Origin of the sequence: Liquorilactobacillus cacaonum DSM 21116 (genome assembly GCF_001436735.1) — a bacterium.
Lineage (GTDB): Bacteria > Bacillota > Bacilli > Lactobacillales > Lactobacillaceae > Liquorilactobacillus > Liquorilactobacillus cacaonum.
Genome location: NZ_AYZE01000015.1, coordinates 64,065 through 89,891 on the forward strand (window position 1 = coordinate 64,065; position 25,827 = coordinate 89,891).

At 34.8% G+C, this 25,827-nt stretch carries 24 protein-coding genes and 1 tRNA gene; 1 reads left to right on the forward strand and 24 read right to left on the reverse strand.

Annotated features, from left to right (window positions below):
* Positions 1-4 precede the first annotated feature (4 nt).
* The 23 genes from fabZ (FC80_RS06970) to FC80_RS07080 form a co-directional block, all read right to left on the reverse strand.
* Positions 5-430 carry a 3-hydroxyacyl-ACP dehydratase FabZ gene (gene fabZ / locus FC80_RS06970; protein WP_057829423.1) on the reverse strand — a complete coding sequence of 142 codons (426 nt, stop codon included), beginning with the start codon at positions 428-430 and terminating at the stop codon, positions 5-7.
* A 2-nt stretch (positions 431-432) separates the two neighbouring features.
* Positions 433-894, reverse strand: coding sequence for an acetyl-CoA carboxylase biotin carboxyl carrier protein (accB, locus tag FC80_RS06975; RefSeq protein ID WP_057829424.1), 462 nt, complete (start codon positions 892-894; stop codon positions 433-435).
* A gap of 2 nt (positions 895-896) precedes the next feature.
* On the reverse strand, positions 897-2,132 hold the full coding sequence (fabF, locus tag FC80_RS06980) for a beta-ketoacyl-ACP synthase II (protein ID WP_057829425.1): 1,236 nt from the start codon (positions 2,130-2,132) through the stop codon (positions 897-899).
* A 12-nt stretch (positions 2,133-2,144) separates the two neighbouring features.
* Positions 2,145-2,876, reverse strand: a complete 732-nt coding sequence (gene fabG, locus FC80_RS06985) for a 3-oxoacyl-[acyl-carrier-protein] reductase (RefSeq protein ID WP_057829426.1) — start codon at positions 2,874-2,876, stop codon at positions 2,145-2,147.
* A gap of 13 nt (positions 2,877-2,889) precedes the next feature.
* Positions 2,890-3,828: an ACP S-malonyltransferase gene (locus FC80_RS06990; protein ID WP_057829427.1), complete on the reverse strand. Its 939-nt coding sequence runs from the start codon at positions 3,826-3,828 to the stop codon at positions 2,890-2,892.
* Between the two features lie 15 nt (positions 3,829-3,843).
* Positions 3,844-4,086, reverse strand: coding sequence for an acyl carrier protein (locus FC80_RS06995; RefSeq protein ID WP_057829428.1), 243 nt, complete (start codon positions 4,084-4,086; stop codon positions 3,844-3,846).
* Between the two features lie 18 nt (positions 4,087-4,104).
* Positions 4,105-5,079: a beta-ketoacyl-ACP synthase III gene (locus FC80_RS07000; protein WP_057829429.1), complete on the reverse strand. Its 975-nt coding sequence runs from the start codon at positions 5,077-5,079 to the stop codon at positions 4,105-4,107.
* Between the two features lie 22 nt (positions 5,080-5,101).
* On the reverse strand, positions 5,102-5,542 hold the full coding sequence (locus FC80_RS07005; protein WP_057829430.1) for a MarR family winged helix-turn-helix transcriptional regulator: 441 nt from the start codon (positions 5,540-5,542) through the stop codon (positions 5,102-5,104).
* A 75-nt stretch (positions 5,543-5,617) separates the two neighbouring features.
* On the reverse strand, positions 5,618-6,064 hold the full coding sequence (fabZ, locus tag FC80_RS07010) for a 3-hydroxyacyl-ACP dehydratase FabZ (protein ID WP_057829431.1): 447 nt from the start codon (positions 6,062-6,064) through the stop codon (positions 5,618-5,620).
* Positions 6,065-6,554: 490 nt separating this feature from the next.
* On the reverse strand, positions 6,555-6,908 hold the full coding sequence (gene yajC / locus FC80_RS07015) for a preprotein translocase subunit YajC (RefSeq protein ID WP_057829432.1): 354 nt from the start codon (positions 6,906-6,908) through the stop codon (positions 6,555-6,557).
* An 80-nt stretch (positions 6,909-6,988) separates the two neighbouring features.
* Entirely contained in the window at positions 6,989-8,134 is a 1,146-nt protein-coding gene (gene tgt, locus FC80_RS07020) for a tRNA guanosine(34) transglycosylase Tgt (RefSeq protein WP_057829433.1), read from the reverse strand.
* 31 nt (positions 8,135-8,165) lie between these two features.
* Positions 8,166-9,209 carry a tRNA preQ1(34) S-adenosylmethionine ribosyltransferase-isomerase QueA gene (queA, locus tag FC80_RS07025; RefSeq protein WP_057829434.1) on the reverse strand — a complete coding sequence of 348 codons (1,044 nt, stop codon included), beginning with the start codon at positions 9,207-9,209 and terminating at the stop codon, positions 8,166-8,168.
* A 21-nt stretch (positions 9,210-9,230) separates the two neighbouring features.
* Positions 9,231-10,235 (reverse strand): Holliday junction branch migration DNA helicase RuvB, encoded by a 1,005-nt coding sequence (gene ruvB / locus FC80_RS07030; RefSeq protein ID WP_057829435.1) that lies wholly within the window; start codon positions 10,233-10,235, stop codon positions 9,231-9,233.
* A gap of 34 nt (positions 10,236-10,269) precedes the next feature.
* Positions 10,270-10,881 carry a Holliday junction branch migration protein RuvA gene (gene ruvA, locus FC80_RS07035; protein ID WP_057829436.1) on the reverse strand — a complete coding sequence of 204 codons (612 nt, stop codon included), beginning with the start codon at positions 10,879-10,881 and terminating at the stop codon, positions 10,270-10,272.
* Positions 10,882-10,896: 15 nt separating this feature from the next.
* A complete protein-coding gene (gene mutL / locus FC80_RS07040; protein ID WP_057829437.1) occupies positions 10,897-12,864 on the reverse strand; it encodes a DNA mismatch repair endonuclease MutL in 1,968 nt (655 codons plus the stop codon).
* Positions 12,865-12,893: 29 nt separating this feature from the next.
* The gene (mutS, locus tag FC80_RS07045) at positions 12,894-15,527 is read right to left on the reverse strand and encodes a DNA mismatch repair protein MutS (RefSeq protein WP_057829438.1); all 2,634 of its coding nucleotides are present in this window, start codon (positions 15,525-15,527) and stop codon (positions 12,894-12,896) included.
* Positions 15,528-15,553: 26 nt separating this feature from the next.
* Complete coding sequence (locus FC80_RS07050; protein WP_057829439.1) at positions 15,554-16,351, reverse strand: TIGR00282 family metallophosphoesterase; 798 nt, start codon at positions 16,349-16,351, stop codon at positions 15,554-15,556.
* A 262-nt stretch (positions 16,352-16,613) separates the two neighbouring features.
* The gene (gene rny / locus FC80_RS07055) at positions 16,614-18,179 is read right to left on the reverse strand and encodes a ribonuclease Y (protein ID WP_057829440.1); all 1,566 of its coding nucleotides are present in this window, start codon (positions 18,177-18,179) and stop codon (positions 16,614-16,616) included.
* A gap of 240 nt (positions 18,180-18,419) precedes the next feature.
* On the reverse strand, positions 18,420-20,114 hold the full coding sequence (argS, locus tag FC80_RS07060; RefSeq protein WP_057829441.1) for an arginine--tRNA ligase: 1,695 nt from the start codon (positions 20,112-20,114) through the stop codon (positions 18,420-18,422).
* Positions 20,115-20,346: 232 nt separating this feature from the next.
* A tRNA-Gly gene (locus FC80_RS07065) sits at positions 20,347-20,417 on the reverse strand.
* A gap of 43 nt (positions 20,418-20,460) precedes the next feature.
* Positions 20,461-20,673: a hypothetical protein gene (locus FC80_RS07070; RefSeq protein ID WP_057829442.1), complete on the reverse strand. Its 213-nt coding sequence runs from the start codon at positions 20,671-20,673 to the stop codon at positions 20,461-20,463.
* Between the two features lie 100 nt (positions 20,674-20,773).
* On the reverse strand, positions 20,774-22,132 hold the full coding sequence (locus tag FC80_RS07075; RefSeq protein ID WP_057829443.1) for an MATE family efflux transporter: 1,359 nt from the start codon (positions 22,130-22,132) through the stop codon (positions 20,774-20,776).
* A 108-nt stretch (positions 22,133-22,240) separates the two neighbouring features.
* The gene (locus tag FC80_RS07080; RefSeq protein WP_057829444.1) at positions 22,241-23,131 is read right to left on the reverse strand and encodes a LysR family transcriptional regulator; all 891 of its coding nucleotides are present in this window, start codon (positions 23,129-23,131) and stop codon (positions 22,241-22,243) included.
* Positions 23,132-23,266: 135 nt separating this feature from the next.
* Between FC80_RS07080 and FC80_RS07085 the strand changes: the two genes are divergently transcribed.
* A complete protein-coding gene (locus FC80_RS07085) occupies positions 23,267-24,451 on the forward strand; it encodes an aminotransferase-like domain-containing protein (RefSeq protein WP_057829445.1) in 1,185 nt (394 codons plus the stop codon).
* A gap of 111 nt (positions 24,452-24,562) precedes the next feature.
* On the opposite strand, the gene purD is transcribed toward FC80_RS07085, so the two are convergent.
* Entirely contained in the window at positions 24,563-25,822 is a 1,260-nt protein-coding gene (gene purD, locus FC80_RS07090; RefSeq protein WP_057829446.1) for a phosphoribosylamine--glycine ligase, read from the reverse strand.
* Positions 25,823-25,827: the final 5 nt, after the last annotated feature.

A 25,827-nucleotide genomic window follows, 5' to 3' on the forward strand; every position in this document is an offset into this window, starting at 1 on the left:
ACCCTTAACCAATCATAAAGGTCAATTCAGCCGAACAAACTTTTTGACCATCTACAGTCGCAAGAGCTCTTCCCAAACCAACATTATTTCTAATTTTATCTAGTTTAACATCAAGAATCATTGTGTCCCCTGGTCGAACAACTTTACGAAACTTAGCATTTTTTATTCCACCAAAATAAGCTGTTTTCCCTTTAAACTCTGGAAGTGATAAAAGTGCAACTGCCCCCGTTTGAGCTAAAGCTTCAATTATTAGGACACCTGGTAAAACTGGATTATTTGGAAAATGACCGCTGAAAACCTCTTCATGTGCGGTTACGTTTCGTCGTGCAACTGCAGATTCCCCAGGAATTAATTCATCAACTCGGTCAATTAAAAGCATGGGATAGCGATGAGGAATTATCTTTTGTATTTCAGTAACATCTAAAACCATCTTTAGCCCTCCTCGATTCTAATCAGTGGTTGCCCAAATTCCACAAGTTCTTCATTAGTCACAAGCACTTCTTTTACTACACCATTTACATCACTTTTAATCTCGGTCATCATCTTCATTGCCTCAATAATGCAGACCACGTCACCTTTTTTTACTACCGAACCAACTTTAACAAAAGATGGTTTCGTGGGCTCTGGCTGAAGATAGACACTGCCAACCATTGGTGCATCAATGGTTATTCCTGGTGTTGGAACATTTGTTGAAACTAGTTTATTACTGTCTTTTTTTCTATCATCCTTAGGTGTTTCCTGTGCAATTATGTTATTTTTCACCTGAGATGACAGCTGCGTTGCTATTTCATTTTTGCTTAATCGTAACTTGAATCCATCCGTTTCAATCTCAAGTTCCCTAGTAGGTGAATCATTGAAATCAGCAATTATTTTTTGTATTTCGATAAAGTCCAAACTTACTCACTCCATTTTCTAAATGCCAAAACAGCATTATGGCCGCCAAATCCAAGAGAATTACTAATTGCATATTCTAAATTCGGAGCCTCTTGTTGATTTTTAGTAACTACATTAACATGACATTCTGGATCTTGACTTTCTAACCCAACATTTACTGGCAACTCACCCTTAGCAAGTGCAGCCAATGTAATCACTGCTTCCAATGCTCCTGCTGCTCCTAATAAATGCCCAGTCATACTTTTTGTACTGCTTACCATAACTTTGCTATTTTCACCAAAAAGTCGATTAATTGCAATTGATTCGCCCACATCATTTGCATGTGTAGCAGTGCCATGTGCATTAATATATCCAACATCAGCTGGTGTTACCCCTGCCTCTTCAATTGCTTGCTGCATTGCACGAGCTGCACCCTCACCAGTTGGATCCGGCGATGTCATATGGAAAGCATCACAGGTACTTCCATATCCAACAACTTCGCCATAAATTTTTGCACCACGCCTTCTTGCATGATCAAGGTTTTCTAAAACAAGTGTTGCTGCACCTTCACCCATCACAAAACCAGAACGATCAACATCAAAAGGAATTGAAGCACGTGTTGGATCTGTTTCCTTAGATAGAGCTGTTAAAGCGGCAAATCCAGCAATTCCAATTTCATTAACAGATGCTTCGGCACCACCGGCTAACATCACCTGTGCACGTCCTTCATGAATTTGACGAAAAGCCTCACCAATTGCATTTGTTCCTGATGAACAAGCAGTTACAACCGCTGTACAAATATTTTTTGCTTTAAAACGAAGTGCAATATTTCCTGCAGCCATATTCACAATTGAAGTTGGCACAAACATTGGTGACACACGCTGTGGCCCTTTTTCATGCATCTTGATAACTTGCTCTTCAATTGTTGTTAACCCACCAATTCCGGAACCATAAATAACACCAAAATCAAAAGAGTCAGTGTTTGTTTCATCAATACCCGCTTGCTCAACTGCCGCTACTGCACTATCAACTGCATATTGTGAAAATAAATCCATTCTCTTTGCAGCCTTTTTCCCAACCCTTAAAGTTGGATCAAAATCCTTAACTTCCGCTGCAATTGTAATTCCAGTTTGTGATGCATCAAATTTTGAAATTTTATCAAATCCAATTTTACCAGAAAAAATGTTGGCAATAAATGTTTCTACATCATTACCAACCGGAGTCACAGCCCCCATACCAGTAATTACAACTCTACTCATGAAAAAATCCTCCTAAATAGTCATTCCACCATCGACAGTGATTACTTGTCCTGTTATATATTCATTCTGTGCAAGAAAAATTGCGGTTTCAGCAATTTCACTTGTTTCTCCAAAACGGCCCAATGGAATTTCTGTTAGAACTTGATCTTTAACCTTTTGGTCTAAAACAGCCGTCATATCACTCACAATCATTCCAGGTGCAATTGCATTACATCTAATATGTCTTAATGCCCCTTCACGTGCAATTGACTTAGTAAAACCAATAATCGCAGCTTTACTAGCCGCATAATTTGCCTGCCCAATGTTGCCGTGCAGTCCAACAACACTTGCCATGTTGATAATTACACCTGTTCGTTTGCGCAACATCTTTTTAAACAATGGTTGAGTAATATTAAATACTCCCATTAAATTTGTTTCAATGACTTGTCGAAAATCTGCTTGCTTCATTCCAATCAATAATTTATCATTTGTAATTCCTGCATTATTGATTAGTACATCTAATTGTGAATTTTCCGCAAAAATTTCCTCTTGCATTTTCTTCACATCATTTACTTCTGAAACATCTCCCAAGACAATTTGATAATCACTACCTATATCCGCTAACTTTTCTAAAAGTTCTTGTGGTATTTCTTTACGAGCATTTAAAATAACTTTGCTACCTTCTTTTGCAAAGGCCAAAGCAATTGCAGCTCCAATCCCACGTGAGCTCCCTGTAATAAAAACCGTTTTATCCTTCAAATTCATATTTAGTAACCTCTTAATCTTGACTTGCTTCCACAAATTTGTTGTAGGTCTCAATGTTTTCAATATTAAAACAATTCAATTTCTTATCAATTTGTTTTGCAAACTTACACAATGTTTTGCCGGGGCCAAGTTCAACCACAGTATCAACCTCATTTACAGAAATCATTTTTTGTAAACATTCACCAAAATGAGTTGGTAAAATAACCTGTTGTGCAAGTACTTGTTTCAAAGTTTCTGATGAAAACACTTCAGCTATTGTATTGCTATATACCGGAAGTCTAGTCTCTTTAATCTCTACACTAGCCAAACGTCGCTCCATTTTAAAACTTGTTTTTTGAAAAAGCGGGGTATGAAACGCCCCGCTAACATTTAATGGAATGACTTTCTTTATATTCTTTTCTTTAAATAGCTTGAGTGCACGTTCCACTGCCTGACGATGCCCACCTATGACAACCTGACTAGGAGAATTATAGTTAGCAACCGTTACAACTTCTTCATCATTGCTTGCCTGTTCACAGATTTGTGTAATAATCTCCAAGTCCGTCTTCATAACAGCTAACATTGCACCATCAATCTCGTCAGCATCCAATTGCATATAAGACGCCCGGTCTTTCAAAACACCTATTCCATCAGAAATACTTAACGCATCAGATGCAATAAGTGCAGCATATTCACCGAGACTCAATCCTAACATTGCACGGATATCTAAATATGGTAAGTCTCTTTTTAGCATCTGAAAAATTCCCAGACTCATCGCAACAATTGTAGGTTGGACATACTTTGTTTGTGCCAATTGCTGATTTTCATTTTTCAAAACCTCTACTAAGTCTATATCAATGGTAGAACTAACATCATCAATTACCTTACGATAAAGTTTATCATTCTGATAAAAATCAAGCCCCATGTTGGTATATTGTGCACCTTGCCCACTAAACAAAAAGCCAATTCTCATAATCAAATCTCCAAACTATTTAGCTGCAACTTCTTTTTTTACATACTCAACAACATCTTTAATTGTCTTGACATTCTCATCAGCTTCCAGCTTAATATCGAGTTCATCTTCCAATTCATTCATAATTTCAAAAACATCTAAACTATCTGCTTCAAGATCTTCTTTAATATCTGCGTCCATCTTTACAGCTGCTGCGTCAACATCAAGTTGTTCTACTACAATACCTTGTACTTTTTCAAAAATTTCTTGTTCTGTCATTTTATAACACTCCTATTTTTAGTATTTTATAATCTGTGTTCCAACTGTCAAGCCACCACCAAAACCACTTAACGCAATAACTTGTCCACGTTTAATTTTTTCGCTTTTTACTAATTCATCTAGCAACAACGGTACACTTGCTGCGGAAGTATTTCCATATTCCTCTATGTTCATCGGGAATTTACTAATTGGTTGTTTTAATTTTTTTGCAATTTGCTCAACAATACGTGAATTTGCTTGATGCATAACAAACCAATCAATTTGCTCAAGTTCAAGACCTGCCTTTTTTGAAGCAGTAACTATCGATTCCGGAACCTTATGTGTTGCAAAAGTATAAACATCCCTTCCTGACATTGAGAAGCCAGAAATAACATGTTCTTTAGTTCTAGGAAAACTTTCAATTGGTTTTGTTTCTCCCGCTTTTAACTTGTCTCCAAGCTCACCATAAGTTTTTAAATCATGTGCCAAAAAAGCAGATTGTTTTGTACTTTTTTCTAATAACACTCCTGCAGCACCATCACCGAACAAAACTGCACTAGAACGTTCAGACCAATCAATTACTTTTGAAAGCACCTCACCACCGATGAGCATCACTTTTTTTATTTCATTTTGCATTAAAAAACTTTGTGCAACTGTAAGCCCATATACAAAACCTGAACATGCTGCACTAATATCAAAAGCAACTGCATTTGTAGCACCGATTTTTCCTTGGACAAGTGCTGCCGTAGCTGGTGTATAACTATCAGGTGACATCGTGGCAACAATAATTAAATCAATTGATGCACACTCCCAATCACTCTCTTGCAATAATTTTTCAGCAACTTTAATACAAAGTTCTGACGTATTTTCTGAAACACTGATATGTCTTTTTTTTATTCCAGTACGACTACTAATCCACTCATCAGAAGTATCCATGATCTCCCCTAAATCATCATTTGTAATCACTTTTGACGGAACATAACTTGCAATCTTACTAATTCTTATATTTTCCAATGTAACCCTTACTCCTTAAACATTACGAGTGCTCTCTTAAAAAATTCTCGAGATTTCGTAAAGCTTTTTCGATTGTCTTAATCTCATCAGGTTCAACATCTTTCAAAAAGCTGTCAACCATCATTCGGTGAAATGCATCATGCGCACGATACATCAATCGGCCTTTTTTCGTTAAGCCAAGTCTAACCACTCTACGATCATTATTGCTACGAATTCGCTTGACATAATCCTTTTTCTCCAAGCGATCGATTGTTGACGTCAATGTTCCAGGGGTTAAATGCAACTCTTTTGCAACTTGAGATGCAGTTTTTTGATCATACATCGTAATTGCACTGATTGCATGCATATCCTTGATTGTTAAGTCCTTGAAACGGCTTTGGCGTAGCTCATTTTCCTCAATCCACAATATGTCTCCGTATATGCGAACCAAGGAATCATTGATTGTCTTTACTCGTTTTTCCATTGCTATACTTCCATTCCTTGTATATTTGCTTACTTTGATTATCAAAGTAAATGAGTAAAAAAACAACCCTTTTGCCTATATTTTTTCATTTCTTTCAGCTACAACAAACATCAATTCCGCTGTACAAGCACTTTTTCCATTCACAACAGCTTTTGTTTCAACAATTCCCATGTTTTCTTTTTTCTTTGTTAGCGTGATATGTAACTTCAAAACATCACCTGGTCGAACAACATGACGAAATTTAGCTTTGTGAATTGCCCCAAGATAAGCCGTCTTCCCAAAAAATTCTGGGGACTTGAGAATCAAAATAGACGCCGCCTGAGCCAATGTTTCAATAATTAATACACCTGGCATGACTGGATTTCCTGGAAAATGTCCTCTAAAAAAAGATTCATTAATTGTTACATTCTTTGTTGCTACTATACTTTCTCCAGCAACCAGTTCATCTACATAATCGATATAAATTATCGGAAAACGATTAGGGATTAAGTCCATTATTTCTTGTGCATCCATAAGCACCACATTCATCACCTCACTAAATAATATTACAATCGATTTAAATTGTCAAATAGTGGTGTTTTTTGATATAGCTTAAATTTATTTTAGTAAAATATATTAATTTTAATTGATTTTTTTCATGTATCATCATTTTTCCCATTTGATTACATTCTTTGACCATACAATAATTATCTTGATAATCAAATTAATTTTTATGTTATACTAACATAAGATTTAAAAATATAAAAAGGACAAATTTTCTCATTATTTCATCTTTAAATATACTTTCTTACGGATTCTAATCTAAAATTAATTTTTAAAATTATTATAATCTCTTTCAAAAAATCGACTTAATTATATATTTATTAAAAAAGGGCTAAATCAAAATAATTATTTTGACTTAGTCCTTTGAGTGAAATACGTTTTATAGGTTTAGCACCTCAAACGTTTCCATATGATATATTATATAATTTTAGTAAATCAAACCTATACCACAAACAAAATAATAATATTATTATTTTGTTTCATCCGATGAATCATTGTTCTCTGGCTTTGAATCTTCAATAACAGAAGGTGATTGTGTACTTTGTTTAATATCTTCACTTGAAGTAACTCTCCCAATTGCAGAGCGATCAAATGTTAAAAAAATCCCATCGCAATCAAGTGTAACTGTTTGATCAACATCATTGATGCTATCAACAACACCATGTAAACGACCAATTGTAATTACTTGATCTCCTTTTTTCAATTGATTCATCATTTCTTTGCGCTTTTGTTGTTGCTTTTTTTGCGGACGAATCATCATAAAATACATTAACGCCATGATAGCAACAAACATAATAATAGTCGAAACTGAAGAACTACTCATTTATACTCACTCCTAATAATTTTACTTAAGTCCTACTTTAGCAAATATTTACACTACTTACTAGTCCTTTAATATAAAAACTAGAAATTTCGTGCATCTTTAGCATTAAATCCATACTCTTCGAAGAATGATTCCTTAAATTCAAGCAAGTTATCATCCATTATCGCCTGACGCACATTTTTCATCAAATTCAATAAAAAGTAAAGATTATGGTAACTTGCTAATCGTAATCCAAATATTTCATCTGCTTTTATCAAATGTCTGATGTAAGCACGTGTAAAATTACGACATGTATAACAATCGCACTTCTCATCTAGTGGTCTAAAATCATGTGCATAAACCGCATTCTTCACAACTAAACGTCCACTTGAAGTCATACAAGTCCCATTTCTAGCAATTCTAGTTGGCAAAACACAATCAAACATGTCCACCCCACGTATTACTCCATCAATTAGTGCATCGGCCGAGCCAACACCCATAAGATAACGTGGTTTATTTTCAGGCAACAAAGGCGTCGTAAAATCCAAGACATGATTCATTTCAGCCTTGCTTTCACCTACAGATAGACCGCCAATTGAATAACCCGGAAAATCCATTCCGACTAACTGTCTTGCACTTAATTCACGTAAATCCTTATGACCTCCACCTTGAACAATTCCAAAAAGGCCTTGACGATCGGCATGAAGATGTGCCTCAAGTCCTCTTTGGGCCCAACGACTTGTCCGTTCAACAGATTTCTTAATATAATCATAACTTTCAAAAAACGGTGGACATTCATCAAAACTCATCATAATATCAGAGCCAAGTGCATTTTGAATATGAATTGCCTTTTCGGGTGATAAGAAAAGTTTCTCACCACTCAGATGACTCTTAAAATGTACTCCTTGTTCAGTAATATCACGCATTTTTGCAAGTGAGAACACCTGAAACCCACCTGAATCGGTCAAAATTCCCTTCTTCCAATTCATAAACTGATGTAATCCACCTGCTTCTTCGACAAGTTTTTCTCCTGGTCTTAACCACAAATGATACGTATTGGAAAGTATGATATTGGCTCCCATTTCATCTAATTCCTCGGGCGCAAGTGATTTTACAGAAGCTTGTGTTCCAACTGGCATGAACATTGGTGTTGGAAAAGTCCCGTGGGGAGTAATTATTTCACCCAAACGAGCTCCGGTATGTTTTTCTTTTTTTATTAAACGATATTTTATCGCCGGTTCAGTCATTTAGTTATTCTCCATTTCTATAAATCAATTATTACTTAATAAACATTGCATCACCAAAACTAAAGAAGCGATATTTTTCATCAACGGCATGTTTATATGCGTTCAAAATATTTTCACGTCCTGTAAAAGCCGAAACCAACATTACTAGGGTTGATTTTGGCAAATGGAAATTAGTAATAAAAGCTTGTACTACTTTCCACTCATATCCTGGTTTAATAAAGATATCGGTCCATCCACTGTCAGGTTTAATTTCACCATTAAATTTTGATCCAATTGTCTCAAGTGTTCTAATTGACGTAGTTCCGGTTGCAACAATTTTTCCACCATTTTTTTTGACATCATTCAAAACTTTAGCTGCTTCTTCATTTAAACGATAAAATTCACTATGCATCTTATGATCTTCAATATTATCAACACTTACAGGTCTAAATGTCCCTAGTCCTACATGCAAAGTTAAGTAAACTAAATGCACACCTTTTTCTTCGATTTTTTGCAAAAGTTCTTTAGTGAAATGCAATCCAGCTGTTGGTGCCGCAGCTGAACCTATTTCCCTTGAGTAAACAGTCTGATACATCTCTGGATCATCAAGTTTTTCTTTAATATAGGGAGGTAATGGCATTTCTCCTAATTTTTCGAGAATTTCCATAAAAATTCCATCATATTCAAATTTAATCATTCTGCCACCATGGTCAAGTTCCTTTGTGACAATCGCACTAAGTTTTCCATCCCCAAAGTTTATCTTTGTTCCAACTTTAGCCCTTTTAGCAGGTTTCACCAAAGTCTCCCAATTATCACCATCCGTATTATTTAACAAAAGTACCTCTAAATGACCCTCAGTGTCAGTTTTTGTGCCGTAAATTCTCGCAGGCATCACACGAGAATCATTCATTACCAAGGCATCACCAGGATTGAGTTGATCAATCACATTATAAAAAATATCATCTTGATAATCGCCTGTCTTACTATCAAGAATCAGCATCCTTGAATGATCGCGTTCTTTTAATGGTGTTTGCGCAATCAATTCTTCTGGTAAATTATAATCGAAATCTTCTGTTGTTAAATGTTTTTCTGACAAAACAGCCACCCTTTTCCAATTCTATTTTTTTTCTATTTTAATGCCTAAATGTTCATAAGCAGCTCGGGTAACAACCCTACCTCTAGGCGTTCTCTTTATAAAGCCAATCTGTAAAAGGTATGGTTCAATCATATCAATAATCGTTTCCATATCTTCACCAATATTGGCCGCAATTGTATTTACTCCGACTGGCCCACCACTATATAAATTAATCATAGTCGTCAAAATTTGCCGATCGGTAGCATCTAATCCTTTGTTATCAACTTTAAGCAAGTCAAGTGAATAATCAGCAATTTTTCCTTCAATAACTTGTTTTTGTGCAACTTGTGCAAAATCTCTGACTCTTTTAAGAAGACGATTTGCAATTCGAGGTGTTCCGCGCGATCGCAGTGCAATCTTCAGTGCTCCCTCAGGGGTAATTGCGGTATCAAAAATACTTGCAGAACGTACAACAATCTCTGCCAGTTCTTCTTTTGAATAATAATTCATATGTGCAATTATACCGAAACGATCTCTTAGGGGTGCAGATAACAATCCAGCTCTTGTCGTTGCACCAATTAATGTAAATGGCGGTAATTCAAAATGAACAGGATGAGCAGTTGGTCCTTGCCCTATTACAATATCTACAAAAAAATCTTCCATTGCAGAATACAAAACTTCTTCAACAATTTTTGGCAAACGATGAATTTCATCAATAAAAAGAACATCGCCAGCTTCAAGTTCATTCAAAAGCGCCACAAGATCTCCAGGCCGTTCAATTGCTGGACCACTTGTTGTCTTTACCTTAACTTGCATCTCATTTGCAATAACCATAGCAAGTGTTGTCTTACCTAAGCCCGGTGGCCCGTACAAAAGAACATGATCGAGTGCTTCTTGCCTTACTTTTGCAGCTTCAATATATACAGACAATTCATTTTTCAAATCTGATTGACCGATATACTGTGCAAAAAAATGCGGTCTCAATGAGAGTTCACTCAAATCATCTTCAAGTGAACTACTTGAGACTATCCGGTCCTTATCAACCATAGATAATTCTCCTTTCCTCTTAAATTATATTTCTCTAATGCATTAGCAACTTGAGAGCTGCACGTAAATATTCATCTGTTGAATTTGCTTGCATTTGCTTTAATTGCTGGGTTATTTTTTTAGTTTCAGTTTTAGTATAACCTAAAGCATCAAGTGCTGCGAGTGCTTCCGTTAAGTAACCACTCTTTAAGTCAGTTTCCTTAATTGGTAATTCTTGTTGTCCTACGAGATTCTCTGAGTTATTAAGATCATCTAACTTTCCTTTTAAATCCAGCACAATTTGTTGCGCAGTCTTTTTGCCTACGCCTGGAAACTTAGTCAAATAAGCAACATTTTCCCCATTAATTGCTTCAACTAACCCTAGATGGTTGTCATTTGCGAGAATTGCAAGCGCACTCTTTGGCCCAATACCAGACACATTCAACAATTTCAGAAAAAGCATTTTTTCATCTAAATTCCAAAAACCATACAGAGTAATTGCATTTTCCCGAACAGCCTGATAAACATATACCTTTTTAGGCTTATTTGTATCAACTTGATATCTAAATGGATTAGCCACATAGACTTGATAGCCAATCCCTTGAATTTCAATAACAATATAATAAGGTGTTACTGCGGTAATCATTCCACTAAAGTATTCGTACATCTAGCTATTCCTTCCTTAGTCCATTGAACGCTTGCTTTGATGTGAATCTTGAATCCGTTTGAACATTTTTTCCATATCTGAATTGCTAAAATGGACAAGAACAGGACGCCCATGTGGACAATTAAACGGATTTTCACATTTTTTTAAATCATTTAATAGTGTTTTTGCCTGTAAGTCGTCTAAATGATGATTTGCCTTTATTGAACGTTTACAACTCATCATGATTGCTGTTTTTTCACGATAAGACGCGATATTAATTGCACCATCCTTTAAAATATAATCAATCATTTCACGTAAAATTGATTCCTCTTGTCCAGCTTTGAACCAAGTCGGATGGTGATGAACAATATAACTATTTCTCCCAAATTCTTCAAGATGAATTCCAACATCTTCTAACTTATCAAGATTTTGGTTAATCATTAAGATATCACTTGTTGAATAATCGAGCACTAGTGGTACTAATAAATTTTGCTGTTCACTTCCAACCTTCCCAATTTCTTTGCGATAAAATTCATACTTACAACGCTCTTGAGCAGCGTGTTGATCAATAATATATAGACCATCTTCACCTTGGGCAAAAAGGTAAGTCCCATGCATCTGGCCAATATAAAGCAATTCTGGAAAGCGGCTTTTTTCACTTTTGGTTTCTGTAGCTAAATCTTCTTTTTTTGGTGCAACTGTATTCGTCTCAGCTTCAATCACACCATTTTCGGTATCTTTATTACTTAAAACATATTTCTTATCCCATGCACTCAATTTTTGGGTTAAATCGCCCTTATTTTCAACAATAAATATATTAGGCTTTATTTCTTCTTTTTTATCGTCCGTAGCTATATTTTTTTGTACGCTTGAATTCTTACTATTTTCATCATCCAAAATTTTTGAACTATTAACTTGATAGTGCCTTGACGACTCATTCAAATCAATTTCAAGTTGTTCTAAGTTCACACTTGCAGTTTCTTTTTTTTCAATATTCTTTAATGCGTCTGGTATTAAATTCTCGGGTGCAATTCGATTTGCAATACTTTCCTTGATTAATTTACATAGTTGTTCTTCTTTGCTAATTCTCACTTCTTGTTTTGTTGGATGGACGTTAACATCAACTAATAATGGATCAAGTACAATTGATACTACAGCAAAAGGATAGCGGCCGACCATCAATTTTGACCCATAACCTTTTATAATTGCTGTGCTCAGTTGGTAATTCTTGATATAGCGACCATTTATCAAAACGCTGATATAATTTTTTGATGCCCTTGTTAATTCTGGCAAAGAAACAAACCCTGAAATTTTAAAGTCTAAGTCTTCATTAGAAAAGTGCAACATTTTTTTTGCATTATTAACTCCATAAATTGCACTTATCGTCTGTTGCAAATTACCATTTCCAGCAGTTTGTAACAAGGTTTTTCCATTACTCGAAAAAGAAAAAGCTATTTGCGTATTACCTATTGCCAGTCGATTCATAATATCACTAATTACAGCTAACTCGGTTTGAACACTTTTCATATATTTTAACCTAGCAGGAATATTAAAGAATAAATTTGCGACTGTAATTGAAGTTCCTTGCGAACGAGAAATCATTTTTCTTTCTAAAATTTGACCACCGTTAATTTTTATTTTTACCCCCGTTGTCAAATTTGTAGCAGTTTCTAATTCCACATCAGCAACAGATGCTATACTTGGTAAAGCCTCTCCTCTAAAACCTAATGTTTTTATCTTAAACAAATCTTTTTTTGTTAAAATCTTACTAGTGGCATGTCTTTTAAAAGCTAATTCTACATCATCGTTAGCGATTCCTTCGCCATTATCGATAACTCGAATTTTTGTAAGCCCACCATCTTCTACTTCAACATCTACCTGTGAACTGCCAGCATCAATCGCATTTTCAACTAATTCTTTAACAACAGAAGCTGGCCGCTCTACAACCTCTCCAGCTGCAATTTGATCAGCTAAAATATTCGTCAACTCATGGATTTTACCCAATATAGTATCCCCCAATCCAAGTCACCATATTATTTTCTTAACTCTTTCTGCCATTCATACAACCTATTGAGTGCATCAAGTGGAGTAAGCGACATTAAATCAGTCTCTTTAATTTTATGCATTATTTTTTCTGTTTTATTTATACTTTTCTTTTTTGGAGTTTCAAATAAAGAAAGTTGCTCTTCTCCAGTAATTTCGACATTTTCTTGTAGCCCTTTTTCAACATCAACAACATTTTCTGCCATATTTTTAACAACTTTTGAAGAACCATTTTTCCCCTTGCTATCACTTTCAAGTTTCATCAATATTTCATTAGCACGTACTAAAAGTTCATCTGGCATCCCTGCCAATTTTGCAACATGAACACCATATGATTTATCGGCAGGTCCTTTTTGTATTTTGTGCAAAAAAATTAACTCTCCATCTTTTTCAACTGCTCCCACATGAATGTTCGATAATTCCTTTAAATTTTCTGAAAGCTCTGTTAATTCATGATAATGTGTAGAAAAAAGCGTTTTTGCATGTACATGATTATGTACATATTCAATAATAGCTTGTGCTAAGGCCATTCCATCATAAGTTGCAGTTCCTCTACCAATTTCATCAAATAAAATAAGTGAATTTTTTGTCGCATGACTAAGTGCCTGGTTTGCTTCTTTCATTTCTACCATAAACGTCGATTGACCCGCAATTAAATCATCCGCTGCTCCAATTCTAGTAAATATTTGATCAAATATTGGTAAAACTGCAGACTTTGCAGGTACAAAGCATCCAATTTGAGCCATCACAACAGTCAAAGCTAATTGCCGCATATAAGTACTCTTCCCAGACATATTAGGTCCAGTAATAAGCAAAATGTTTAAATCATTAGGCATTGAAACGTCATTGGGAACATAGCTTTGCTTTCCCATAACTTCTTGTACAACAGGATGCCACCCAGCTTTTATTTCAACATCTGCACCATTTTCAACTAGCTCTGGCATTGAAAAATGTTGACGCTCGCTCACAACTGCAAACCCTTGAATTACATCTATTGCCGCAATAGCCTTAGCAAGCTTTTGTATCCGTTTGATTTGTTTTTTTACTTGTTCACGAACATCAATAAATAATTGGTACTCTAACTCTGTTGCTTTACTTTGGGCACCAAGAATCAATTCTTCTTTTTCTTTTAATTCAGGCGTAATAAATCTTTCCGCATTTGTCAATGTCTGTTTTCGTTGATATCTTTCTTTGGGGAGCTTATTCAAATTAGCTTTTGTGACTTCAATAAAATATCCAAATACACGGTTAAAACCAATTTTTAATGTTGAAATTCCAGTCTCTTCCCGCTCTTTTTTTTCCATTTTAGCTAACCACTTCTTGCCATTCTTCATAGCATCTGTATACCCATCAAGTTCAGAATTATAGCCATCTTTAATTATTCCACCATCTGTTACAGACAATGGTGGTTCATCGATAATTGCTTTATCAATCAAATTAACTACATCTTCGACAAAATCTAGTTCTGCTATAATCTTTGTCAAGGAACCATCATTAATCGTATCTAAAACATACTTTATTTTAGGTACTTGTTGCAAAGACTGTTTCAATTGAATTAAATCACGCCCATTAACACTACCAAACGCTACTCTCCCGGCAAGTCGTTCTAAATCGTAAACTTGGGTTAAATTTTCCTGTAGTGCGCTTCGTTCAAAATAATACTCCAACAGTAAATTAACCATGTCATATCTACTTGTGATTTTATTCTTTTCTAACAGTGGCCTATCAATCCATTGTTTTAGCAGTCTTCCGCCCATAGCAGTCTTTGTTTCATCAAGAAGCCACAATAATGTTCCATTTTTTTTGCCTGTTCGACTATTTTCAAGAAGCTCTAAATTACGTTTTGAATAATGATCCATCTTCAAAAAATATTTAGGTTCATAGTGAATTGCACGTTGCAAATGTTCCAAACTTCTTTTTTGAGTAGTACTTAAATAGCTAATTAAATGCTCTACTGCCGCAATTTCAATTTTGTTTTGTAAGTCTTGAATTACATAATTTACTTCAGCATTTTCTTTGATTTCATCTTGTTTTGAAATTAAAATTTTTAGCGGTGCTATATCTTCCAAAACAGCAGTGGCCACAGTCTGATCTACAACTAATTCTTTAGTTTGTAGACTAATTAACTCATTAAGGACTTGGTCAAGCGAATTCAAACTTGCAACTTTTAACTCACCCGTAGATAAATCCGTATAGGCTAAGCCAAAACATTTATCCTCTTGATGAAGTGCAGTTAAATAATTATTTGTCTTAGCTTCATTAGCTGAATTATCAATCATGGTTCCAGGTGTTATTAATTGAATTACCTCACGCTTAACCATTCCTTGTGCAAGTTTGGGATCTTCCATCTGTTCGCAAATTGCAACCTTATACCCTTGCTCAACTAAAATATCAATATAGTTTTGTGCCGCATGATGTGGCACTCCACACATAGGAATTTTTTCAGATGCATTCTTATTACGCGTTGTTAACGTCAACTCTAGTATCTGTGAACCTTTAATTGCGTCATCATAAAACATTTCATAAAAATCGCCTAAACGATAAAATAAAAAAGCATCTTGATACTGATTTTTTATTTTTAAATATTGTTCCATCATTGGCGTATTTTTTGTTTTCTGTGGCATTTTCAATCTCCTTTACAACTTTGCCTTTATTCCTCGAAAGGATGATCTGCATTAATTTGAATTGTTTGAATTTTTTTTGCCATTCCATCATCTCCCAAGTCTAATAAACAACCAGATAGATTGGCTCTCCCTTCTTCATCAACTTCAAATCTTGTAGGCATTTGATTTAAAAAACGATCAATCACATTTTCCCGTTTCATTCCAATAATACCATCATAGGGACCAGTCATTCCGACATCTGCCAAAAATGCAGTTCCTTGAGGTAAAATTCGTGCATCATTAGTTTGAACATGTGTATGTGTACCAATAACCGCAGAAAGTTGTCCATCAAAAAACCAAGTAAAAGCTTGCTTTTCACTCGTGGTTTCTGCATGAAAGTCAACGAAAATAAAATCTGTCTCTTTTTTTATTTTCTCAATTAAGCCTGTTGCAACTGCAAAAGGATCATCTGATGGTGTCATAAAAACTCTTCCTTGCATATTAATCACCGCTAATTTTTGTTGATTTATCTGCATTATTACATACCCTACACCAGGTACCTGTTTAGCGGGCAAATTTGCAGGACGCACAATCTTTTTAGCGCTATCAATAAATGATGTAATTTCTGGATTATCCCAAACATGATTTCCCATTGTGATAATATCCGCACCATAACTAAGAATCGCCTTATAGACTTTTTCGTTTATACCTCTTCCTCTGGTTGCATTTTCCGCATTGACGATAGTTGCCTGTGGATGAAATTTTCTTTTTAATTTTGGTAAATATTCCTGAACCATCTTTTGACCGGAGTTTCCCATGACATCGCCTATAAATAAAATTCGCATTTTTTTCCTCTTTCCTGAATAATCCATAAGCTTAATTTTAACATTTTTCTTAGTTTCTTGCTAAAGTTGCTAACTGTTTTGTACTAATAAAAAAAGAGAGTGAAACATAAGTCAAAATTCTCCGTCTAACATCGAATTACCTATAACAAATTCCTGCTATATCATAATTTCGAGCTAGTGCTCAAATTTTGTCGACTTATGTTCACACTCCCGCTAAAAAATTCAACAACTATAAAACTACAAAAAAGTTAATTAATTATTACTACTTTGCATATTCAATTGCTCGAATTTCTCTGATGACCGTAACCTTTATATGACCTGGGTATTCCATTTCCTCTTCAATTTGATTCTTAATATCTCTTGCTAAAACTGTTGATTCTAAATCACTAACTTCATTTGGTTTTACAATTACCCGAACTTCACGTCCAGCTTGAATTGCATAACTTTTCTTTACCCCATCAAATGCATTTGTAATCTCTTCCAGTTTTTCAAGACGATGAATATAACTTTCTAAAGACTCACTACGTGCACCAGGTCTTGCAGCAGAAATTGCATCTGATGCAGCAACCAACACTGCTATAATGTACTTAGCTTCTACATCACCATGATGTGAAGCAATTGTATTAATAATCGTATCACTTTCACGATATTTTTTTGCAAGCTCAACCCCAATTTGTACATGGGAGCCATCCACTTCATGATCAATCGCCTTGCCAATATCATGCAAAAGTCCTGCACGCTTTGCTAAGTTAACATCTTCTCCTAGCTCCGATGCCAAAACGCCTGCAATTTTTGCAACTTCAATCGAATGATCCAATACATTTTGACCATAACTTGTCCGGAACTTCAAGCGTCCAATTGTCTTAATTAAATCAGGATGAACCGAATGTAATCCAAGTTCAAAGATAGCTTCCTCACCAATGTCTCTAACCTTTGCATCCATCTCTTTTGTTGACTTTTCAACCATTTCTTCAATTCTAGCTGGATGAATTCTACCATCTTGAATCAACTTTTCAAGTGTCATCTTAGCAATCTCACGCCTAATTGGGTCAAAACCACTTAAAACAACAGCTTCTGGAGTATCATCAATAATCAAATCAATTCCTGTTAGTGTTTCTAATGTCCTAATATTTCGACCTTCTCGTCCAATAATTCGGCCTTTCATCTCATCATTAGGTAAAGAAACTACAGAAACTGTTGTCTCAGAAACTGTATCAGCCGCACTCCTTTGAATGGCTTGGGCAATCAAAATCTTTGCTGTCTTATCCGCATTTGCCTTTGCTTCGTCTTCACTATCCTTAATCATTACAGCCATTTCGTGGCTCAATGCTTCTTTCGTTTCAGACATAACAATCTTACGTGCTTCTTCATGTGATAATGCTGCAACTTTTTCTAATTCTAATTCTTGCTCTTGAACTAATAATTCAGCTTTTTCTTGCTTTTTATTAATTTCTTTTTGCTGTTTTTCAATTTGATTTTCTTTTTGAACTAGACCTTGTTCTCTTTTTTCGAAAGCTCCGTCTTTTCTATCCAAATTTTCTTCTCTTTGCAACAAACGATTTTCTTGTCTTTGAATCTCTGTTCTACGTTCCTTTAATTCGCTTTCTATCTCGCCACGATAACGATGACTTTCATCCTTAGCTTCTATAATAGCTTCTTTTTTCTGTGTCTCTGCTTCTTTTTCAGCATTCTTCAAAATTCCTTGCGCAGTTTGCGTAGCAATATCAAGTGTCTTTTCATAACTTTTCTTACGAAATACAATGCCCCCAGCAAATCCAATTCCAAAAGTTATAATAGCGATGGCGAGGATAATAATTATATAACTCAATCTTTCACCTCCACATCGTCAAAAAATGATTAAAACATTAAATAATCATTACTTTAAGATGTATTTTTAATTTATCCATACGTATGTATTTTACGTTGTTCAACCATATTATGTCAACCTAAAACATTAACGTTTGTCCGTCACAAACAAATCTTAATCTAGTATAATTCACTACTAAAGCACAGAAAAAGAGCTCTAGCAAATTCATGTCAAGTCATGACTTCAAGAGCTCTTTGCAAATTACATTTCTTTCGGTGCTTGGACACCTAATAACCTTAAAGATTCATTCAATACAATTGAGACACTTTTAACCAAAGCAAGTCGTGAAAGAATTTCTTCATCTTCAACTAAAATTTTAGTATGCGCATAATATTTGTTGAATGCTTTTGCAAGATGCAAAGCATATTTTGCGATAACAGATGGTTCATATTCTTGAACTGCTCTCTTAACAACATCAGGGAATGAAGCAATTTTAGTCACAACTTCCCATGAATCGTTATCACTCAATTGATAAGTATCTGTTATATCAAACTTGGGATTTCCTGCTTTTCTTAAGATACTTGTCGCCCTGGCATGTGAATATTGGACATAAGGCCCAGTTTCACCTTCAAAACGAACAACTTCTTCTAAATCAAAATCAAAGTTATTCATTCTTTCATTTTTTAGATCATGGAAAATCACTGCCCCAACACCAACTTGATTAGCAACTTCTTCTTTGTTAGCCAAATTCGGATTTTTTGCAGCAATTTGCTGCTCAGCTAGCTTAACGGCATCATCTAAAACCTCTTCAAGTAAAATCACACGTCCGGCTCTAGTTGAAAGCTTCTTGCCTCCTTGTGTAATTAAACCAAACGGAATATGGTGAATATCATCAGCCCATTCTTTACCCATCTGCTTTAAAACAGCCTTCAGTTGTTTAAAATGATTAGTCTGTTCATTTCCAACAACATAAAGTGATTGTACAAAATCATATGTTCTTTTACGATAAATTGCAGCTGCCAAATCACGCGTTATATATAATGTTGCCCCATCCGTCTTTTTTATCAAAGCAGGGTTTAGATTGTATTCCTCAAGATCAACAATTTGCGCACCTTGACTTTCCTTTAACAAATGTTGTTTTTCAAGCATTTCAACTACTTCGTCCATCTTGTCATTGTAAAAAGCTTCACCGTTAAACGAATCAAATTCAATCCCTAATTTATCATAAATCTTCATAAAAGACTTAAGTGATTCAGCCCTAAACCACTGCCATAAACGAATTGCTTCTTCATCACCATCTTCTAATTTTTTAAACCATGCCCGTGCTTCTTCATCTAATTCTGGATGATCAATGTCCTCTTGGTGGAAGCGTACATAATATTCGAGCAACTTGTTAATTGGATCTGCTTTAACTTCTTCTTCACTTCCCCAAAGTTTGTAAGCTTCAATTAGTTTTCCAAATTGCGTTCCCCAGTCACCTAAATGATTTATTTTAATTGGATTATAATTGACTTTTTGCAGCATTTTAGCAATTGAATTTCCAATCACCGTAGAACGTAGATGTCCCATTGAAATAGGTTTCGCAATATTAGGTGAAGACATGTCAATAGGAACATTGCCCCCATTACCCAGATTTTGATTTCCAAAATCAGCTTCCTTTTCAATTACTTGTCGCAATATATCTGCACTAAAAAAAGATTTATCCAAGAAAAAGTTCACATATGGACCAACTGCCTCAATTTTTTGAAAATGACTTTGATCAATTTCAGCTACAATTTCTGTTGCAATAATCTGTGGTGCTTTGTGTAAAATTTTAGCCAGCGGAAATGCAGGAAATGCATAATCCCCCAAGTCTAAACTCTTTGGTCTTTCAAGTAACTGATAAATTTTCTCATTTGTAATTTGTCCATCTAAAACCTTGAACAAGGCATCTGTAACTAATTTTTTATAATCCATAACTCTCTCCTTTTTGTAAAAAAAAACTCCTACATTAAAAAATGTAAGAGACGAGCTAAACCCGCGGTACCACTCTAGTTGATTAGTAATCCACTCTATAATCTATTATCATCCTAGAAAGTGCGATTCGCATTAGTTTCAATTCCTGGCTCACACCCACCCAAGATCGCTAAAAAATCTACTAATCTACTATTCTTTCATAATCGGAATTATTATTAATTTTTCTTGTAAAAGCGGGTGACGAGAATCGAACTCGCGACATCAGCTTGGGAAGCTGGGATTTTACCACTAAACTACACCCGCACAACAAAGAGTAGTATAGCATAAAATAATTATTATGTCAGTATTATTTTGCAGATACTTTTTTCATATCTTTCAATCTCACAATTACCCTATTATGAAAATCATTAACAGCAACTGCGTCAGCTGCATCATGCTCAAGAATAGCTACCATCGCCGAATTTTCATATACTTTTTCAATTTCTCCAACAAAATCATGGCTCAATGTTCCAAATTTTTTACATTTGACCTTTTCGCCTACTCTAAATTCATTTTCCAATTAGTCAACCCACCTTCTATTCAATAATCTTTAGCATAATATCAGATTTGTATTGTCAAATCAACAATTTGAACTAAATTTCTACGATACTTAAAAAAAATCATAAGATCTGCTTATCAATTTCATATTGCTTTTTTTTCAACATTCTCATTGCCTTAAAATAAGAAAAAATTAATACACAACAAGATCCCAGCCAAGCAAGCGGATTAGCAAAGCAAGCTCCAACATATCCTACTGTTGTTGCCAAAAAAATGGCAGCTAAACAACGCATCAATAATTCCATAATACCTGCTATTGTAGGTATCATACTTTGTCCTAAACCTTGCAGTGTATATCTTAAAATAAATAAAGTTGCTAGAAGGAGATATAAGCTGCTATTAACATTAAAATAAATTTGCGCTAGTTGCAAAACTTTTTCTTCGGTGCTACCTACAAACAAAATAACCAAATCTCTCCCAAAAATAATTACTAGTGCACCTGCAACAATACTAAATAGTCCAGAAACTAATAGACATTGTCTTACACCTTTAACAATTCTCCCATATTTACCAGCACCATAATTTTGTGCCGTAAAAGTAGCCATTGCAACTCCAAAAGACATCATTGGCTGAATTGCAACTTGATCTATTTTACTAGCTGCAGTGGTAGCTGCAACAGCAGTTGTTCCTAACCCATTCAAAGCCGACTGAATCATAATTCCTCCAATTGCAATAATTGATGCCTGAAAAGCCATTGGAAGGCCAATATAAAGATGCTGCCTAAAATCTCTCCGTGTAAAGGTTGTAAAATCCTTTCTTCTAACTTGAAGCAACGGAATCTTTCTTACAATATAGATAATACATAATATCACTGAAAAAATTTCTGCAAGAACAGTCGCATAACCTGCTCCATCCACACCCATATGAAAGATTAATATAAAAATCAATTCTAAAACAATGTTAACAATCGCAGCAACAATCAAAAAATATAATGGAGTACGGCTATCCCCCAAAGCACGAATAACATTAGCTAATAAATTAAATGCCATCGACGCAAAAATTCCACTAAAAATAATTGAAATAAATAATTGAGCATCAGCTTCAATTGCTTTTGGAGTTTGCATTAAATGAAGAATATCTCCAATAAAGTAGAGACTTAAAAAAGTCAGTACTATTGTTGCAATAATACTAATTATGATACTTACTGCAAAACTTTCACGCACTTTACGATAATTTCCAGCTCCAAAATGTTGTGCTGTAATAATCGATAACCCTGCAGTCAATCCTTGTGCAAAACCAATTATTAAAAATTGAATACTACCTGTTACTCCTACGGCTGCAAGTTGATTAACACCTAATGTTTGACCAACAATTAATGTGTCTGAAATACTGTATAATTGCTGAAAAAGATTTCCTACTAATAGTGGAATGGTAAACATGAAAATAAGTTTAATTGGACTTCCTTCAGTTAGCTCTTTCAAAAATTACCCCCCGTTCAATTTATAAGATACGTAAAAAACACTTTATGAAAATACATTTTAACATGGTATCACACGAAAAAGAACATATGAATACCAAAAGCAATTTTTTTAATTTATCTTTTCATTCGGATAACGTTGTGCCAAATATTTTTGAATTGCTTCAACAAAAGCGCGTGTTGACGGGGTCTGTTTAGTTTCAAAGTGGGAAACCAAACAAATAGTACGATAAAAATGCTCCTTAAATGGGTAATGTTTTACATTTCCTGATAGTTTCTGTAAAGCTAACTCAGGAAGTATCCCCAGCCCAAGTCCACTTTCTACCATTGCAATAATCGATGCATCATCGATACTATATTGGATTGAATTGACTGAAACATCATATGTATCCAATGCTCTTTTTGTATCACGATCATAATCAATTTGCTGTAAAATAAAGTTTTCATCTCGAATATCCGCTTTCGTAACAACCCCAGCTTGTGTATTAAAGGTTCGTGGTGCAATACAATAAATCGGGTCTTTATGTAAGGGCAGTACCTCAAGTTTCTCCTTAATTGGTAATGCGCTAAAACCAATATCCAATGTCCCTAGCCGAACTTGTTCAGCGACTTCATTAAAATTTCCTTGGGTAACTGATAATTTGATATCTGGATATTCTTTCTTAAAAGCTTGGATAATGTCTGGTAACCAATTAATACATACACTACTAAAAGCACCAATTCTGATTTGTCCTTGATTCAAACCGTTTATTTGTGCCGCTTCTTCTGTTAACTTTGCTTCGGAGTTTAAAATATCCAAAATAATTGGCAGAACTCTTTGCCCATCTGGTGTTAATCTCACACCTGTTCTATTACGAATAAATAACGCAAAACCTAATTCCTTTTCTAACCCAGCAATTGAGTGACTAATTGCTGAGGGCGTTACATTTAATTGTGTTGCCGCAGCAAAAAATGTTTTTCGCTTTGCAACTTCACTAAAAACTTCATATGAAAATGTAGACATATTTAACACCTCTATTTTTTTTGGTGAAAATAATTCATTTTTGATTGAAAAAAATGAATTTTACTTAATTATAAAATAACGTTACACTTTAGATATTAAGAAAACAAGTAAAAAATAACGAGGAGGATTTATATTATGATACCAGCTTTTTCAAACCGCATAAATCAAGAACCAACTAGCCTTGATGCCCTATTTAGGCTAAGTGGCCGAGCTGATTTGATTTCTTTTGCGGGTGGCTATCCAGATCCTACTCTATTCCCCAAAAAAGAACTTAATGTTGCATTTGAAAGTAGGATTAAAAATGCATCTGCTGAAATTTTCCAATATCGTTCAACTTTAGGATATGAGCCATTACGCAAAAAAATCTCAAATTATGCTAAAACAATCGGAGTTAGCTGTGAAACTGATAATATCATGCTTACCCAAGGTGCTCAACAAGGAATTAAACTTTTAGCGAGTCTTTTCCTAGATGACTTCGATGGAGTTGTCGTTGAAGCACCTACATATGTTGGTGGACTTGAAGCATTTAATGAGCATAAACCGACATATTATGAAATCCCCATGGAAAAAGATGGGATGAATCTTGACATTTTAGAAGATACACTCGATAAAAATGAAGTTAAACTAATCTATACTATACCCAACTTTCAAAATCCCACAGGTTATTGCATGTCAATTGAGAAAAGAAAACGCCTGGCAAAGTTAGCTTCAGAGTACAATGTAATTGTGATTGAAGATGACCCATACCGTGAATTACGGTATGTTGGTGAATCTCTTCCTTCTATTAAATCGTTTGATATTAGTGAAAATGTTGTTACACTCGGTAGTTTTTCAAAAATTTTGTCTCCTGCACTTCGCTGTGGATGGTTAATTGGTGCAAAAGAAATCGTGAACCAATTATCCTCCCTTCGCTTATCTTATGATTGCCAATCTTCAAATGTTTTACTTGAAGGGATTGATGAATATCTTGAACAAAATGATATTGGTAAACACATCCAAAAATTACGTATTGCTTATAAACAAAAAATGGATACAATGATTCGTGGACTAGCTGATAATCTTCCATCAGAATGCAGTTTTTCAAAACCAAAAGGTGGATTCTTCCTTTGGGTAACACTTCCAAAGGAACTTGATGCAAAGGAACTTCTGAATAATACCAAAAAAGTAACATTTTTAGAAGGATCTTCACTTTTTGCACTCTCTAAGGAAAACAACCATTTGAGATTAAACTTCACAGGAATTACCGAAAAACAAATCATAGAAGGCTGTAATGATTTAGGTAATACTATTAAAGACGCACTTTTGGAATTAGCTGTTTAAATACTTCTAAAACATCATACATTAAAAGACAGATGCATACCAAATGAATTTTGGTTTGTACCTGTCTTTAATTTTTCTTGGAATCCACCCTTCGTTTGTGTCAACTGTTCATTAATCCTTGAAAGCTTTATTGCCAATATCTTTACGGAATCTACAATTTTCAAATTCATAATTTTTCATATAAGAATATGCTTTTTTTTGTGCCTCAATAAGTGTTTTTTGTATTGAAACAACACTTAAAATTCTACCCCCATTGCCGTAAAATTGGTCACCATCTTTGATTACATTAGCATAATCAATTGAAATTCCTGGCTCCTGTGTAAAGCTTGGTAATAATTGGCCTTTTCTTGGATTAGTAGGGTAACCTTCAGCTGCTAAGACGACATTCAAACATGCCTGGGGATTAATACTTAATTTTTCCATTTTCAAACCATTTATACAATCATCGATTACTTGAGCAAAGTCTGATTCTAATCTCGGTAAAACAACCTGTGTCTCTGGATCACCTAACCTGACATTGTATTCAATTACTTTAGGCCCTTGTTCAGTCAAAATTAATCCTATATATAAAATTCCATGATAGTCAAATTGCTCGGAATTTAAGCCCTTGATTGATGGCTCTACAACTTTAACAATCATATTTTGATAATCTTCTTGCGCCAATTGTGGAACTGGACTATATGCCCCCATCCCACCAGTATTAGGCCCACTATCATTGTCAAATGCCCGCTTGTGATCTTGAGCCATTGGAAGAATTTGGAAATCTGAACCATTAACAATTACAAATAACGAATATTCTGGCCCATTTAAAAATTCTTCTAGTACAATTTGTGTTTCGCCATTGTCAAACATTTTTTTTATAACATCAACAGCTTCATCAGACGTATTTGCAATCGTAACACCTTTGCCTCCTGCAAGACCATCAGCTTTAATAACTATTGGTGCAGAAAAATTTGTAAGTGCTTTGATTGCATTTTCTGATTTTTGGAAGGTTTGATATCTAGCTGTCGGAATTTCATGATTAACCATGAAATTTAAAGCAAAGTCCTTAGAGCCTTCTAGTTGTGACGCAATTTTATTAGGACCAAAGATTGCAAGTCCACGTTCCTTAAAATAATCAACAATCCCAGCAACCAAGGCATCTTCTGGTCCAACAAAAGTCCAATCAATTTTATTAGCAATTACAAAATTTGCTAATTCTTCAAAATTTAGTTCAGGAATACTAACAGGTTTAATTTTACTTGATTCCATCGCTACGTTACCAGGAGCGCAATAAACATTTTCAACAATTTGACTCTTACTAAAGGCTTTACAAATTGCATGTTCCCTTCCACCTGATCCCACTACTAACAAGTTAAGTTTATTACTCAAAATTG